Annotated in this window: 11 protein-coding genes; all 11 read left to right on the top strand. The window is 63.4% G+C overall.

What is annotated here, in order from left to right; all coding sequences use genetic code 11:
- Positions 1–177 precede the first annotated feature (177 nt).
- Complete coding sequence (locus tag ACZYHG_RS12725; protein ID WP_464614087.1) at positions 178–1236, top strand: LacI family DNA-binding transcriptional regulator; 1059 nt, start codon at positions 178–180, stop codon at positions 1234–1236.
- Positions 1233–2249, top strand: a complete 1017-nt coding sequence (locus ACZYHG_RS12720; RefSeq protein WP_464614086.1) for a Gfo/Idh/MocA family protein — start codon at positions 1233–1235, stop codon at positions 2247–2249. The genes ACZYHG_RS12725 and ACZYHG_RS12720 overlap by 4 nt, the downstream gene beginning before the upstream one ends.
- Entirely contained in the window at positions 2246–3847 is a 1602-nt protein-coding gene (locus tag ACZYHG_RS12715; RefSeq protein ID WP_464614085.1) for an acyl CoA:acetate/3-ketoacid CoA transferase, read from the top strand. The genes ACZYHG_RS12720 and ACZYHG_RS12715 overlap by 4 nt, the downstream gene beginning before the upstream one ends.
- Positions 3840–4616, top strand: coding sequence for an enoyl-CoA hydratase/isomerase family protein (locus tag ACZYHG_RS12710; protein ID WP_464614084.1), 777 nt, complete (start codon positions 3840–3842; stop codon positions 4614–4616). Before ACZYHG_RS12715 ends, ACZYHG_RS12710 begins: the two co-directional genes overlap by 8 nt.
- Before the next feature lie 14 nt (positions 4617–4630).
- Entirely contained in the window at positions 4631–6142 is a 1512-nt protein-coding gene (locus ACZYHG_RS12705) for an aldehyde dehydrogenase family protein (RefSeq protein WP_464614083.1), read from the top strand.
- Positions 6143–6200: 58 nt separating this feature from the next.
- Positions 6201–7454, top strand: a complete 1254-nt coding sequence (locus ACZYHG_RS12700) for an ABC transporter substrate-binding protein (protein ID WP_027030918.1) — start codon at positions 6201–6203, stop codon at positions 7452–7454.
- 153 nt (positions 7455–7607) lie between these two features.
- A complete protein-coding gene (locus ACZYHG_RS12695; protein WP_464614082.1) occupies positions 7608–8558 on the top strand; it encodes a carbohydrate ABC transporter permease in 951 nt (316 codons plus the stop codon).
- Positions 8555–9514 (top strand): carbohydrate ABC transporter permease, encoded by a 960-nt coding sequence (locus tag ACZYHG_RS12690; protein ID WP_464614081.1) that lies wholly within the window; start codon positions 8555–8557, stop codon positions 9512–9514. The genes ACZYHG_RS12695 and ACZYHG_RS12690 overlap by 4 nt, the downstream gene beginning before the upstream one ends.
- A gap of 20 nt (positions 9515–9534) precedes the next feature.
- Positions 9535–10650, top strand: coding sequence for an ABC transporter ATP-binding protein (locus ACZYHG_RS12685; RefSeq protein ID WP_464614080.1), 1116 nt, complete (start codon positions 9535–9537; stop codon positions 10648–10650).
- Between the two features lie 5 nt (positions 10651–10655).
- A complete protein-coding gene (locus ACZYHG_RS12680) occupies positions 10656–12158 on the top strand; it encodes an FAD-dependent oxidoreductase (RefSeq protein WP_464614079.1) in 1503 nt (500 codons plus the stop codon).
- Positions 12155–12916, top strand: a complete 762-nt coding sequence (locus ACZYHG_RS12675) for a 3-ketoacyl-ACP reductase (RefSeq protein ID WP_464614078.1) — start codon at positions 12155–12157, stop codon at positions 12914–12916. The genes ACZYHG_RS12680 and ACZYHG_RS12675 overlap by 4 nt, the downstream gene beginning before the upstream one ends.
- Positions 12917–12927 lie beyond the last annotated feature (11 nt).

Below are 12927 nucleotides of genomic sequence, written 5' to 3'. Positions count from 1 at the left end.
TCGCAGGCAATTCCCTGGAAAATGCTGCGCCGCAGCACATGATCCGTTTTCCTGTATGGTTTGTGGCGTCGAATTATCAATTCTCCAGGCCGATAAAAAATCCTGATTGACTCTCGATTGGAGCAATGATTAGAACGTTCCAATAACTTTGACCAAAACCAGGGAGGAAATATCTGGATGGCCAGCCGGGCCAAGGCGACGATCTTCGACATCGCCCGCGAGGCAGGCGTGTCCAAATCGACGGTGTCGCTCGTGCTCCAGGGCAGCGGGCTGATCCGGCCTGAGACGGCGGTCAAGGTGCGCAAGGCGATCGAGGATGTCGGCTATGTCTACAACCGCGGCGCTGCCAATCTGCGCAAGGCCCACTCCAACGTCATCGGCATGGTCATCAACGATCTCACCAATCCCTTTTTCGCCGAACTGGCGGTCGGCATGGAGCGCGTATTCCAGTCGGCCGGCATCGTTCCCTTCATCGCCAACACGGCGGAGAATCCGGTGCGTCAGGAAGAGGTGCTGAAGTCGCTGATGGAGCAAGGCGTTGCCGGGCTCATCGTCTCGCCGGCGCGTGGCACCGCGCCGGGCGCGTTCCGGCGGCTGGAAACGGCGGGCGTGCCGGTCGTCTTCGCCATGCGCCGCCTGCCTGAAAGCCGCATCCCGGTCATCGCACCCGACAATCATCGCGGCGCCTATCTTGCCGCTGCTCATCTGATAGGCAAAGGCCATCGCCGGCTCGCCTTCTTCGCCGGCTCTTCGGATCTGGTGGTCTATCAGGAGCGGCTGGGCGGCTTTCGCGAAGCCTGCGAGACGCTGGGCATCGCCGCCCGCGACGTGCTGGTGGTCGAGGGCGAGACCAGCCGCAGGGGCGGCATTGCCTGCCTGGAAACCGCGCTCACAATGGTTGAGCCGCCGACCGCCGCACTTTGCTTCAACGATGCCGTCGCCTTCGGCGTTATGCTGGCGCTGCGCAAGCGCCACCTTGAACCGGGCGCGGATTTTGCCGTCGTCGGCTTCGACGACGTGGTCGAGGCCGAGCACTACATGCCGGCGCTGACCAGCGTTGCCGTGGACACCGCCGGCCTTGGCGAGCGCGCCGCCCACGTCATGATCAAGATGATCCAGTCGCGCACCACGCGTGCCGAAGACCATATAGGCGCCGTCAATCTCGTGGTCCGGGAAAGCTGCGGTCCGGATCGCCGCAAGCAAAACAGGCCTGCGGCAGCGGGAGGGGCTGCATGAGCGTCCGATGGGGACTGATCGGCGCCAGCACGATCGCCAGACAATTCATGATCAACGCCATTCGCGCGCAAGAGGGTGGCGAGATCGCGGCGGTGATGAGTTCCAGCGCCGACCGCGCCACGGCCTATGCCGGGGAAAACGGTATTCCGCTCGCGGTGTCGACCGTCGATGCCTTGCTCAATTCCGATATCGACGCCGTCTACATCTCGACCACCAACGAACTGCATCTCGAACAGGCGCTCGCCGCCATCAAGTCGGGCAAGCATGTGCTGTGCGAGAAGCCGCTGGCGCTGACCAGCGCCGACGCGCGCAAGATGGTCGCCGCGGCCAGGGCCGCAGGCATCGTGCTCGGCACCAATCATCATCTGCGCAACGCCGGCGCGCATCGCGCCATGCGGGACGCCATTGCCTCCGGCCGTATCGGCAAGCCAATCGCCGCACGCGTCTTCCATTCCGTCTATCTGCCCGAGAACCTGCAGGGCTGGCGGATCACCAAACCCGAGGCGGGCGGCGGCGTGGTGCTCGACATCACCGTGCACGATGCCGACACGCTGCGCTTCGTGCTGGGTGACGATCCGGTCGAGGTCTCGGCCTTCACCCAAGCCGCCGGCATGGCCGGCAGCGGGCTGGAAGACGGCGCCATGTGCATCTGGCGCTTCAAGTCCGGCCTCATCGCCCAGTCGCATGAAGGCTTCACCACCAAATTCGCCGGCACCGGCTTCGAGGTGCACGGTTCAGAAGGCTCGCTGATCGCCAGCAATGTGATGACCCAGAAGCCTGTCGGCTCGGTGCTGTTGCGCACGGCCAATGACGAAGAGGAGCTGAATTTCGATCGCGGGGATCTCTACACAAGATCTGTGCGCCAGTTCCACGCCGCGATCCTCGGCGAGGGTCAACCCGCCGCCACCGGCGAGGATGGCGTCTGGTCGCTCGCCGCAGCTGAGGCAGCACTCCAATCGGCCAGCTCCGGCAAGGCCGTCAAGATCGACCCGAAACTCGGGAGCATGAAGTGAGCAAGGTCGTTTCCGCAGCCCAAGCTGCCAGCCTGATCAAGGACGGCATGACCGTGTCCGTGTCGTCGTCGAGCGGCCTCGGCTGCCCGGACGCTGTGTTGGCAGCCATCGGCGAACGCTTCGATACAGAAGGCCATCCGAAGAACATCACCACGCTGCACCCGATTGCCGCCGGCGATATGTATGGCATCAAGGGCATCGATCATCTGGCAAAGCCCGGCCTGTTGAAGCGCACACTGTGCGGCTCCTATCCGTCTGGCCCCTCCTCCTCCGAGCCGCCGCAGATCTGGAAGATGATCGGCGACAATTCGGTCGCCGCCTACAATGTGCCGTCCGGAATCCTGTTCGACATGCATCGCGAGGCCGCCGCCAAGCGGCCGGGCGTGCTGACCAAGGTCGGCCTAGACACCTTCGCCGACCCGCGCCACCAGGGCTGCGCCATGAACGCGGCGGCAAACGAGCCGATCGTCTCGGTGCAGCAGTTCGATGGCGAGGAATGGCTCTATTTCCGCTCGATCGTGCCTCACGTCTCGATCATCCGCGCCACCACGGCGGATGAGCGCGGCAACCTGACCTATGAGCATGAAGGCGCCTATCTCGGTGGCCTCGAACAGGCGCTGGCCGCCCGCAACAATGGCGGCGTCGTCATCGCGCAGGTCAAGCGCGTCGTCGAGAACGGCACGCTGAAACCGCATGATGTGCGCGTGCCGGGCGTACTTGTCGACCACATCGTCGTCGCGCCCGACCAGTTCCAGACGACGCTGACGCCTTACGATCCGGCGATCTCGGGCGAGATCTTCCGGCCGCTGTCGACCTTCCGCAATGCCGAGATGAACGTCCAGAAGGTGATTGCCCGCCGCGTCGCCATGGAGCTTCGCGACGGGATGGCCGTCAACATCGGCTTCGGCATCTCGGCCAATGTGCCGCGTATCCTTCTGGAAGAAGGCCAGCACGGCAAGGTCACCTGGGTGATCGAACAAGGTGCGGTCGGCGGCGTGCCGCTGCTCGACTTCAAATTCGGCTGTGCCTCGAACGCCGAGGCGATCATGCCCTCGCCGCACCAGTTCATCTATTTCCAGGCCGGCGGCTTCGACGCCTCGCTGCTATCCTTCCTGCAGATCGACCGTCACGGCTCGGTCAATGTTTCGAAACTGTCGGCACGGCCGCATGTCACCGCTGGCGCCGGCGGTTTTGTCGACATCACCGCGCGGGCGAAGAAGATCGTCTTCTCGGGCTTCTTCAATGCCGGCGCCAAGCTTTCGCTGGCCAATGGCGGCATCCGCATCGACGCAGAAGGCAAGGTCAAGAAGGTGGTCAACGAGGTCGAGCATATCTCCTTCTCCGGCAAGCGTGCCGTCATGCAGGGGCAGGACATCACCTATGTCACCGAGCGCTGCGTGATGAAGCTGACACCGGATGGGCTGATGGTGACGGAACTGGCGCCGGGCATCGACCTCGAGCGCGATGTGCTGGCGCAGTCGGAAACGCCACTTAGTGTCGCCAATGACCTCAAGGTGACGCCAGCGGCGCTCTACCAGGACCAGCCGATCGGCCTGTCGCTGAATGGCGGCGCCTCGCTCGGAGGCGCGCATGGCTGAGCGCCTCGTCACCTTCGAGCAGGACGGCGCCATCGGCGCCGTCACGCTGCGCCGGCCGGAAAAGTTCAACGCGTTGGATATCCCGATGCTGCGCGCGCTGGAAGCGGCACTCGATGAGGCGGAGGCGGCTGAGGCCGTCCGCGTCGTGCTCATCCGTGGCGAAGGCAAGGGCTTTTGCGCCGGTGGCGATGTCGAGGCCTGGGCGCAAATGAGCGCCGCCGATTTCCAGGTACAATGGGTTCGCTATGGCCACCGCGTCTTCGACCGGTTGGCCAGGCTCCGGCAACCAACCATCGCCGTGCTATCAGGCCATGCGCTGGGCGGCGGGCTGGAACTGGCGGTCGCCTGCGACTTCCGCGTCGCCGAAGCGCATGTGAAACTCGGCTTCCCCGAAACCTCGATCGGCGTCGTGCCCGGCTGGTCCGGCACGCAGCGCGCCGTACGCCGATTTGGCGCGCAGACGGTGCGCCGCATGGCCTTGGGCGGCGAAGTTTTCCTGGCGGCCCAGGCGCTCGTTTTGGGCATCGTCGACAGAGTTATCGAAACCGGCGGTGGGTTAGCCGAAGCCAAAAGCTGGGCCGAAAAGATCGCCGAGCGCGGCCCGCTGGCGACGGAAGCGGCCAAGCTGATGATCGCTGTGGCCGAAGGCGAGGAAAGTGCGGCGGCAACAGAAGCGCTGGCAAGCGGCTTCATCGCTTTGACCGGCGATCTCAAGGCTGGCGTGAGCGCCTTCAAGACCAAGCAGAAACCGGCATTTTCAAGAAGCTAGAGAAACCAATTCTGATGAACGCACCCCTCAACATCGCCATGCCCGCGGAGGCATCAGCTGCGCCAAGGGCCTATCGGCTGCTGATCGACGGCAAGCACGTCGATGCCCGCGACGGCCGCACGCTGGAGCGCAAGAGCCCCGGCCATGGCTTCACCGTTTCGCGTTATGCGCAGGCCGGCGAGGCCGAGGTGGAAGCGGCGATGCAGGCCGCGCACAAGGCGTTCGAGACCGGCCCCTGGCCGCGCATGAAGGCCTCCGAACGCGCCGCAATCCTGCTCAAGGCCGCCGACCTGATCGAGACGCGGCTGGAAGACATTGCCCGGCTCGACGCGCTGGAATCGGGCAAGCCGATCGCCCAGGCGCGCGGCGAGATCGGCGGCGCCGTGGACATCTGGCGCTATGCCGCTTCTCTCGCCCGCACGCTGCACGGCGAGAGCTACGCCAATCTCGGCGATGCCATGCTGGGCGTGGTCGTGCGCGAACCGATCGGCGTCGTCTCGATCATAACGCCGTGGAATTTCCCCTTCCTCATCGTCAGCCAGAAACTGCCTTTCGCGCTCGCCGCCGGCTGCACGGCGGTGGTGAAGCCCAGCGAGATGACCTCGGCCTCGACCTTCGTGCTGGGCGACATCCTGCTCGAGGCCGGCCTGCCTGCCGGCGTCGTCAACATCCTTGCCGGTCTCGGCGCCGATGTCGGCGCGCCGATGGTCAGCCATCCCCTGGTCGAGATGGTGTCGTTCACCGGTTCGACCCGCGTCGGCAAGATGACCATGGCCGCGGCCGCGCAATCGTTGAAGAAAGTCTCGATGGAGCTCGGCGGCAAGAATGGCCAGATCGTCTTCCCCGATGCCGACCTCGAAGCCGCCGCTGATGCCGCCGTGTTCGGCGGCTTCTTCAATGCCGGCGAATGCTGCAATGCCGGCAGCCGGCTAATCGTGCATGAGGCGATCGCTGACGATTTCCTGGCCGCCGTCAAGGCGCTCACAGCCAGGGTGACGGTCGGCGATCCGCTCGACGACCGAACCAAGGTCGGCGCGATGATCTCGTCCGACCATCTGGCCAAGGTGACCGGTTACGTTACGGCAGCGACAGGCGAAGGCAGTAATGTCTACAGCGGCGGCAAGCAGCTGGCTTCGAATGCCGGCCAGTATCTCGACCCCACCATCATTCGTGGCGTTACCGAGGACATGGCAATCGCACGCGAAGAAGTGTTCGGGCCGGTGCTCTCCGTGCTGACTTTTGAAACGATTGAAAAGGCGTTGCACATCGCCAACAACACGCCCTATGGTCTGTCTGCGGGTGTGTGGAGCGCCAGCATCGACACATGCATGTCGGTGGCGCGTGGAGTGCGTTCGGGGACGGTTTGGGTGAACACATTCATGGAAGGTTATCCCGAGCTGCCTTTCGGAGGCTACAAGCAGTCCGGTCTCGGACGCGAACTCGGCAAACGCGCTGTCGAAGACTATACCGAGGAAAAGACAATCCAGTTTCATCGCGGCCAGCGCACCGGATGGTGGGTCGGCTGAGTTGGGAAGAACCCGGTGGGCTTCCACCGGTCGTGTAATGCAACAAGGGAGGTAGTACATGTTGCGCAAACTGCTTATCGGAACGGCTCTTGCGACGAGCTTTGCGTTCTCGGCGCATGCCGCGGACGTCAAGGAAGTGCAGATGCTGCATTGGTGGACGTCGGGCGGCGAAGCGGCTGCTCTCAACGTGCTGAAGGGCGATCTGGCCAAGGAAGGCTATGCCTGGAAGGATGTGCCGGTGGCCGGCGGTGGCGGCGACGCTGCAATGACCGCGCTGAAGGCGATGGTCGCGGCCGGCAATTACCCGACCGCCTCGCAGATGCTCGGCTACACCGTGCTCGACTATGCGGCCGCCGGCGTCATGGGCGACCTGACCGAGACGGCCAAGAAGGAAGGCTGGGACAAGGCGGTTCCGGCTGCCCTGCAGAAGTTCTCCGTCTATGAAGGCAAATGGGTCGCGGTTCCCGTCAACGTCCACTCCGTCAACTGGCTGTGGATCAACAAGGCCGTCATGGACAAGATCGGCGGTACCGAGCCGAAGACCTTCGATGACTTCATCGCCTTGCTCGACAAGGCCAAGGCAGCAGGCGTGATCCCGCTCGCTCTCGGCGGCCAGAACTGGCAGGAAGCCACCATGTTCGACTCGGTCGTGCTGTCGACCGGCGGACCTGAGTTCTACAAGAAGGCCTTCAACGACCTCGACGACGCCTCGCTCAAGTCCGACACGATGAAGAAGTCGTTCGACAACCTCGCCAAGCTCGTCACCTATGTCGACCCGAACTTCTCGGGCCGCGACTGGAACCTGGCCACCGCCATGGTCATCAAGGGCGATGCCCTGGTGCAGGTCATGGGCGACTGGGCCAAGGGCGAGTTCCACGCCGCCAAGAAGACCCCGGGTACGGACTTCCTGTGCTATCGCTTCCCGGGCACCGACGGCTCGGTGATCTACAACTCCGACATGTTCGCCATGTTCAACGTTCCGGACGACCGCAAGGCCGCCCAGATCGCGCTGGCCACCGCCACCCTGTCGAAGAGCTTCCAGTCGGCCTTCAACGTCGTCAAAGGCTCGGTTCCGGCCCGTACCGACGTTCCGGACACCGACTTCGATGCTTGCGGCAAGAAGGGCATCGCCGACCTGAAGGCAGCCAACGACGGCGGCACGCTGTTCGGCTCGCTGGCCCAGGGTTACGGCGCGCCTCCGGCGGTCGCCAACGCCTACAAGGATGTCGTGACCAAGTTTGTCCATGGTCAGATCAAGACCTCGGACGAAGCCGTGACCGAGCTGGTCAAGGCAATCGACGACGCCAAGTAAGCGCCACGTCCCAAAACGCCTTCCCCGCTCCGGCGGGGAAGGTCCATCCCACGATTGGCCGGCTGAACACCATGCCAAACCAAGGACCCGTATGCACGGGCCGCCTTGCCGCCTGACGGCAGAGCACGGACGACCCGGAACGGGAGGAGCCTCATGAGCAGTGTAGCGACGACACAGATCAAGCTGACGCCGGAGCGGCCGCGCGCTTCGATGCGCTCGCGGCTGCAGGATGCCTTGCCGAAGATCGTGCTGGCGCCGAGCTTCGCCATCACCATCGTCTTCGTCTACGGCTTCATCCTGTGGACGATCTATCTGTCCTTCACCAATTCCAAGACTTTCCCATCCTATGTCCTCACCGGCTCGCGCGCCTATCAGCGGCTGTGGGGCTGGACTTTCGACAGCGACCCACCATCGAGCTGGTACACGTCGATCACCAACATGGGCATTTTCGGCTTTCTCTACATCGGCATCTGCCTGGCGCTCGGCCTGTTCCTGGCCATCCTGCTCGACCAGAAGATCCGCGGCGAAGGCGTGCTGCGGCCGATCTATCTCTATCCGATGGCGCTGTCTTTCATCGTCACCGGCGTCGCCTGGAAATGGTTCCTAGATCCCGGCCTCGGCCTCGAACAGACCTTGCATCAGTGGGGCTGGACGAGCTTCCATTTCGACTGGATCAAGAACAAGGATTTCGTCATCTACACGGTGGTCATCGCCGGCGTCTGGCAAGCCTCCGGCTTCATCATGGCGATGTTCCTGGCCGGCCTGCGCGGCATTGACGGCGAGATCATGAAGGCGGCGCAGATCGACGGCGCCACCACCTTCCAGCTATACCGCCGCATCGTCATCCCGCTGCTGCGACCGATCTTCCTGTCGGCCTTCATCGTGCTCGCGCACCTCGCCATCAAGTCGTACGATCTGGTCGTTGCGCTGACCAGCGGCGGCCCCGGCGGCTCAGCCTGGCTGCCGTCCAACTTCATGTATGAGTACACCTTCAAGCGCAACGAGATGGCCGTCGGCTCGGCAAGCGCCGTGATCATGCTGATGACCATCGTCGCCATGATCGTGCCCTACCTCTATTCGGAACTGCGGGAGAAGCCGCGATGAGCGCTGTCGCCACCCCTGCCCGCCCCACTGCTTCCCGGCAAAACTCAAGCGGCATCAACACCAGGATCGTCAACCGCATCGTCATCTACGGGTTGCTGGCGCTGTTTGCGATCTTCTACCTGATGCCGCTGTTCGTCATGCTGGTTACCTCGTTCAAGACCATGGACGAGATCCAGAACGGCAACATGCTTTCCCTGCCCAAGGCGCCGACCTTCGACCCGTGGCTGAAGGCCTGGGGCGAGACCTGCGTCGGCCTCACCTGCGCCGGAATCAAGGGCTATTTCTGGAACTCCATCAAGATGGTGGTTCCGGCCGTTTTGATCTCGACCATGCTCGGCGCGCTCAACGGCTACGTGCTGACCAAATGGCGTTTCCGGGGCGCAACCCTGGTCTTCGGCCTGATGCTGTTTGCCTGCTTCATTCCGTTCCAGTCGGTGCTGCTGCCGATGGCCACCATCCTCGGCAGCCTTGGCCGTTTCGGCGTGACCCTGCAGAACGACGTGGGAACCAGCTTCGGCCTTGGCAATCCGACGGTCAATCTCGTCTTCGTCCACGTCGTCTACGGCCTCGGCTTCACCACGCTGTTCTTCCGTAACTATTACGAAGCGTTCCCGACCGAGCTGATCAAGGCAGCCCAGGTCGACGGTGCCTCTTTCTTCCAGATTTTCCGCCGCATCATGTTGCCGAACTCGATGCCGATCTTCGTCGTCACCGTCATCTACCAGTTCACCAACATCTGGAACGACTTCCTGTTCGCTTCGGCTTACGCCGGCACCGGCGACGCGATGCCGATGACGGTGGCGCTCAACAACGTCGTCAACACCTCGACCGGCGTCGTCGAATACAACGTCAACATGGCGGCCGCGATGATCGCGGCTCTGCCCACCCTGATCGTCTATGTCGTCGCCGGCCGCTATTTCGTGCGCGGGCTGATGGCGGGCGCGGTCAAAGGCTGACCAATTCAGAAGGAACGACCATGGCTTTTCTGGAAATTGATGGGCTGAAGAAGCGCTTCGGAAATGTCGAGATCCTGAAGGGTATCGATGTCGAGCTCGAAAAGGGTGGCTTCCTGGTGCTTGTCGGACCGTCCGGGTGCGGCAAGTCCACCTTGCTCAACACCATCGCCGGCCTGGAGCAGATCACCGAGGGCGAGATCCGCGTCGACGGTCGCGCCATCAACGATCTGCACCCTTCCAAGCGCGACATCGCCATGGTGTTCCAGAGCTATGCGCTCTATCCGAACATGACGGTGGCCGGTAACATTTCCTTCGGCATGGAGATGCGCGGCGTGCCGGCCGACGAGCGCCAGAAGGCGATCGACAAGGTGGCCAAGGTACTGCAGATCGGCCATTTGCTGCAGCGCAAGCCGAGCCAGCTTTCTGGCGGCCAGCGCCAGCGCGTCGCCATGGGCCGGGCGCTGGTGCGCGACCCCAAACTGTTCCTGTTCGACGAGCCGCTGTCCAATCTCGACGCCAAGCTGCGCGTCGACATGCGCATCGAGATCAAGCGCCTGCATGCCACGACAGGCACCACCATCGTCTACGTCACCCATGACCAGATCGAGGCAATGACGCTGGCGACCAAGATCGCAGTCATGCGCGACGGCGAGGTGCAGCAGTTCGGCACGCCTGCCGAGATCTACAACAACCCGACCAACCTGTTCGTCGCCGACTTCATGGGCTCGCCGGCGATGAACCTGATCCCGGCGACCATAGCCACGTCGGGCAATGCGCTGTCCGTCGTGCTGCAGCGCGAGGCACGCGAGCCGATCACGCTGCCGATGGCCAATGCGCCGGCGGGTCTCTCGGCCTTCCAGGGCAAGCCGATCATCTTCGGCGTGCGGCCGGAAGCGCTGACCGATCCGGAAGGTGCTGAACGCAACGCCTCCAACATCGCCACCGCCGAACTGCATATCGAAGTCGTCGAGCCGGCTGGCTCCGACACCTTCGCGGTCACCAATCTCGGCGGCAAGGGTGTGGTGGCTCGGCTGCGCGCCGACGCCAACATCCAGCCGGGCACCAACACGCCGCTCGCCTTCAACCTGACCAAGGCGGTGTTCTTCGATCCGGCGACTGAAAACCGCATCCGCTGACGGCTATGGCAAATCCGGACATCGTTATCATCGGCTCCGGCATCGGCGGCTCGACAATCGCCTCCGGCCTTGCCGGCAGCGGCGCCTCGGTCCTGATGCTGGAGCGCGGCGAACCCTTGCCGGCAACGCCGCATGCCCGCGACACGCGCTCGATCTTCGTCGACGGCCATTACAGGCCAAAGGAGATGTGGCGCGAGGCCGGCGGTGCTGCCTTCAACCCCGGCAACTACTACTATGTCGGCGGTAATTCAAAATTCTACGGCGCGGTGCTGATTCGCTACCGCAAGGAAGATTTTGCCGCCATGGAGCACTTCGGCGGCGTCTCGCCGGCATGGCCGTTTTCCTACGACGAGTTCGAGCCTTGGTATTCCAGGGCGGAGCAGCTGTTTCGCGTACGCGGCGCGCTGGGCGAGGATCCTACCGAACCGTTCCACTCGATCCCCTATGCCTTCAAGCCTGTGCCTGACGAAGCCCCGATCGCGCGTGCCCGCGCCGAACTCAAAGGGCTCGGCCTGCATCCGTCCTCGCTGCCGCTCGGCGTCGACATCGACACCTGGCTGAAGGAGGGCAAGACCGGTTGGGACGCTTTCCCGAACACCGGCCAGGGAAAGATGGACGCCCAGACGGCACCGCTGGCGGTGGCGCTCAAGGACCCCAACATCCGGCTTGAGACCGGCTGCTACGTCGAGTATCTCGAAACATCGCCAGACGGCAAAACCATATCAGCCATCCACTACCGCCAGAATGGCGAGGCAAAGACAGTCGCGCCGAAGCTGGTCATCCTGTCCGCCGGCGCGGTCAATTCCGCCGTCATCCTGCTGCGTTCGCCTTCACCGGATGGCAAGGGCCTCGCCAACCGCTCCGACCAGGTCGGTCGCAATTTCATGAACCACAATTCCAGCGCCATGCTGGCGATCGATCCGCGCCGCAGGAACACATCCGTCTACCAGAAGACGCTGATGCTGAACGACTATTATCTGTCTGACGGCAAGGGCGGCAAACCGCTGGGCAATGTCCAACTGCTCGGCAAGATCGACGGCAACATGCTTAAGGCCAATGTGAAGACGATACCAAAATTCGCGCTCGATTACATGGCCGGCCACGCCGTCGACTGGTATCTGATGTGCGAGGATCTGCCCGATCCCGAAAGCCGCATCATGGTCGACGGCAAGGACATCGTCATGCAGTGGCGGCGCTCCAACATGCAGTCGCTCGACGGCCTGACCAAGGTGATGCGCGAAAACTTCCGCGCCTGCGGTTATCCCATCGTGCTGTCGCGCCCCTTCGACAAACGCACGCCCTCGCATCAGTGCGGCACGGTCAAGATGGGTGACGACCCGGCCACCGCGCCACTCGATCCGTTCTGCCGCGCGTTCGACCACCAGAACCTGTTCGTCGTCGACGGCAGCTTTTTGCCGAATTCGGCTGCGGTCAATCCGGCGCTGTCGATCGCAGCACAGGCGCTGCGGGTTGCCGACCATATCCGCAAGACCGAGCTTGCAGCATGACCCGCCCCGCAGCCATCGTTACTGGCGGCGCGCGTGGCATCGGCCTTGCCTGTGCCGAGGCGCTGGCCGATGCCGGCTTCGACATTCTGGTCGCCGACCTTGCCGAACAAGCGCCGGATGGGCTTTCCACCAACCTCAGCACTCGTGGCGCGAAATTCGCCTATATCACCTGTGACATTGCCAACCTCGACAGCCACGCCGCGCTTGTCGACACCGCCATGCATGCCTTCGGCCGCATCGACTGCCTCGTCAACAATGCCGGCGTCGGCGCCGTGGTGCGCGGCGACCTGCTGGAACTTACGCCCGAAAATTTCGACCGCACGCTGGGCATCAACCTGCGCGGCACCGTCTTCCTCAGCCAAGCCGCCGCCAAGGCGATGTTGGCGACGCCCGGTGATCACCCGAAATCGATCATCACCGTCACCTCGGTCAGCGCCGAGATGGCCTCGCCGGAGCGCTCTGAATACTGCATGTCGAAGGCCGGGCTTTCGATGTGGGTGAAGAACCTGGCGCTCAGGCTCGCCCCGGAAAACATCGGCGTGTTCGAGCTGCGGCCGGGCATTATCCGCACCGACATGACGGCAGGTGTATCAGCCAAATACGATGCCTTGATCGGCAACGGCCTGGTGCCGGCCAAACGCTGGGGCGAGGCCTCCGATATCGGAGCCGTGGTGGCGACGCTCGCTGCCGGCAAGCTCGGCTTTTCGACCGGCTCGATCATCAATGTCGACGGTGCGCTCTCCGTGCCGCGGCTGTAAGTGGAAACGAC

This window comes from Mesorhizobium subarcticum (genome assembly GCF_055456085.1).
The sequence above is the reverse complement of the archived record's forward strand: the minus strand, read 5'-3'. Positions and strand labels throughout refer to the sequence as shown.

Bases quoted from the DNA above. Each gene is read 5' to 3' on its own strand.
- ACZYHG_RS12725 (WP_464614087.1), top strand. From the start codon at position 178: ATGGCCAGCCGGGCCAAGGCGACGATCTTCGACATCGCCCGCGAGGCA.
- ACZYHG_RS12720 (WP_464614086.1), top strand. From the start codon at position 1,233: ATGAGCGTCCGATGGGGACTGATCGGCGCCAGCACGATCGCCAGACAA.
- ACZYHG_RS12710 (WP_464614084.1), top strand. From the start codon at position 3,840: ATGGCTGAGCGCCTCGTCACCTTCGAGCAGGACGGCGCCATCGGCGCC.
- ACZYHG_RS12705 (WP_464614083.1), top strand. From the start codon at position 4,631: ATGAACGCACCCCTCAACATCGCCATGCCCGCGGAGGCATCAGCTGCG.
- ACZYHG_RS12700 (WP_027030918.1), top strand. From the start codon at position 6,201: ATGTTGCGCAAACTGCTTATCGGAACGGCTCTTGCGACGAGCTTTGCG.
- ACZYHG_RS12695 (WP_464614082.1), top strand. From the start codon at position 7,608: ATGAGCAGTGTAGCGACGACACAGATCAAGCTGACGCCGGAGCGGCCG.
- ACZYHG_RS12690 (WP_464614081.1), top strand. From the start codon at position 8,555: ATGAGCGCTGTCGCCACCCCTGCCCGCCCCACTGCTTCCCGGCAAAAC.
- ACZYHG_RS12685 (WP_464614080.1), top strand. From the start codon at position 9,535: ATGGCTTTTCTGGAAATTGATGGGCTGAAGAAGCGCTTCGGAAATGTC.
- ACZYHG_RS12680 (WP_464614079.1), top strand. From the start codon at position 10,656: ATGGCAAATCCGGACATCGTTATCATCGGCTCCGGCATCGGCGGCTCG.
- ACZYHG_RS12675 (WP_464614078.1), top strand. From the start codon at position 12,155: ATGACCCGCCCCGCAGCCATCGTTACTGGCGGCGCGCGTGGCATCGGC.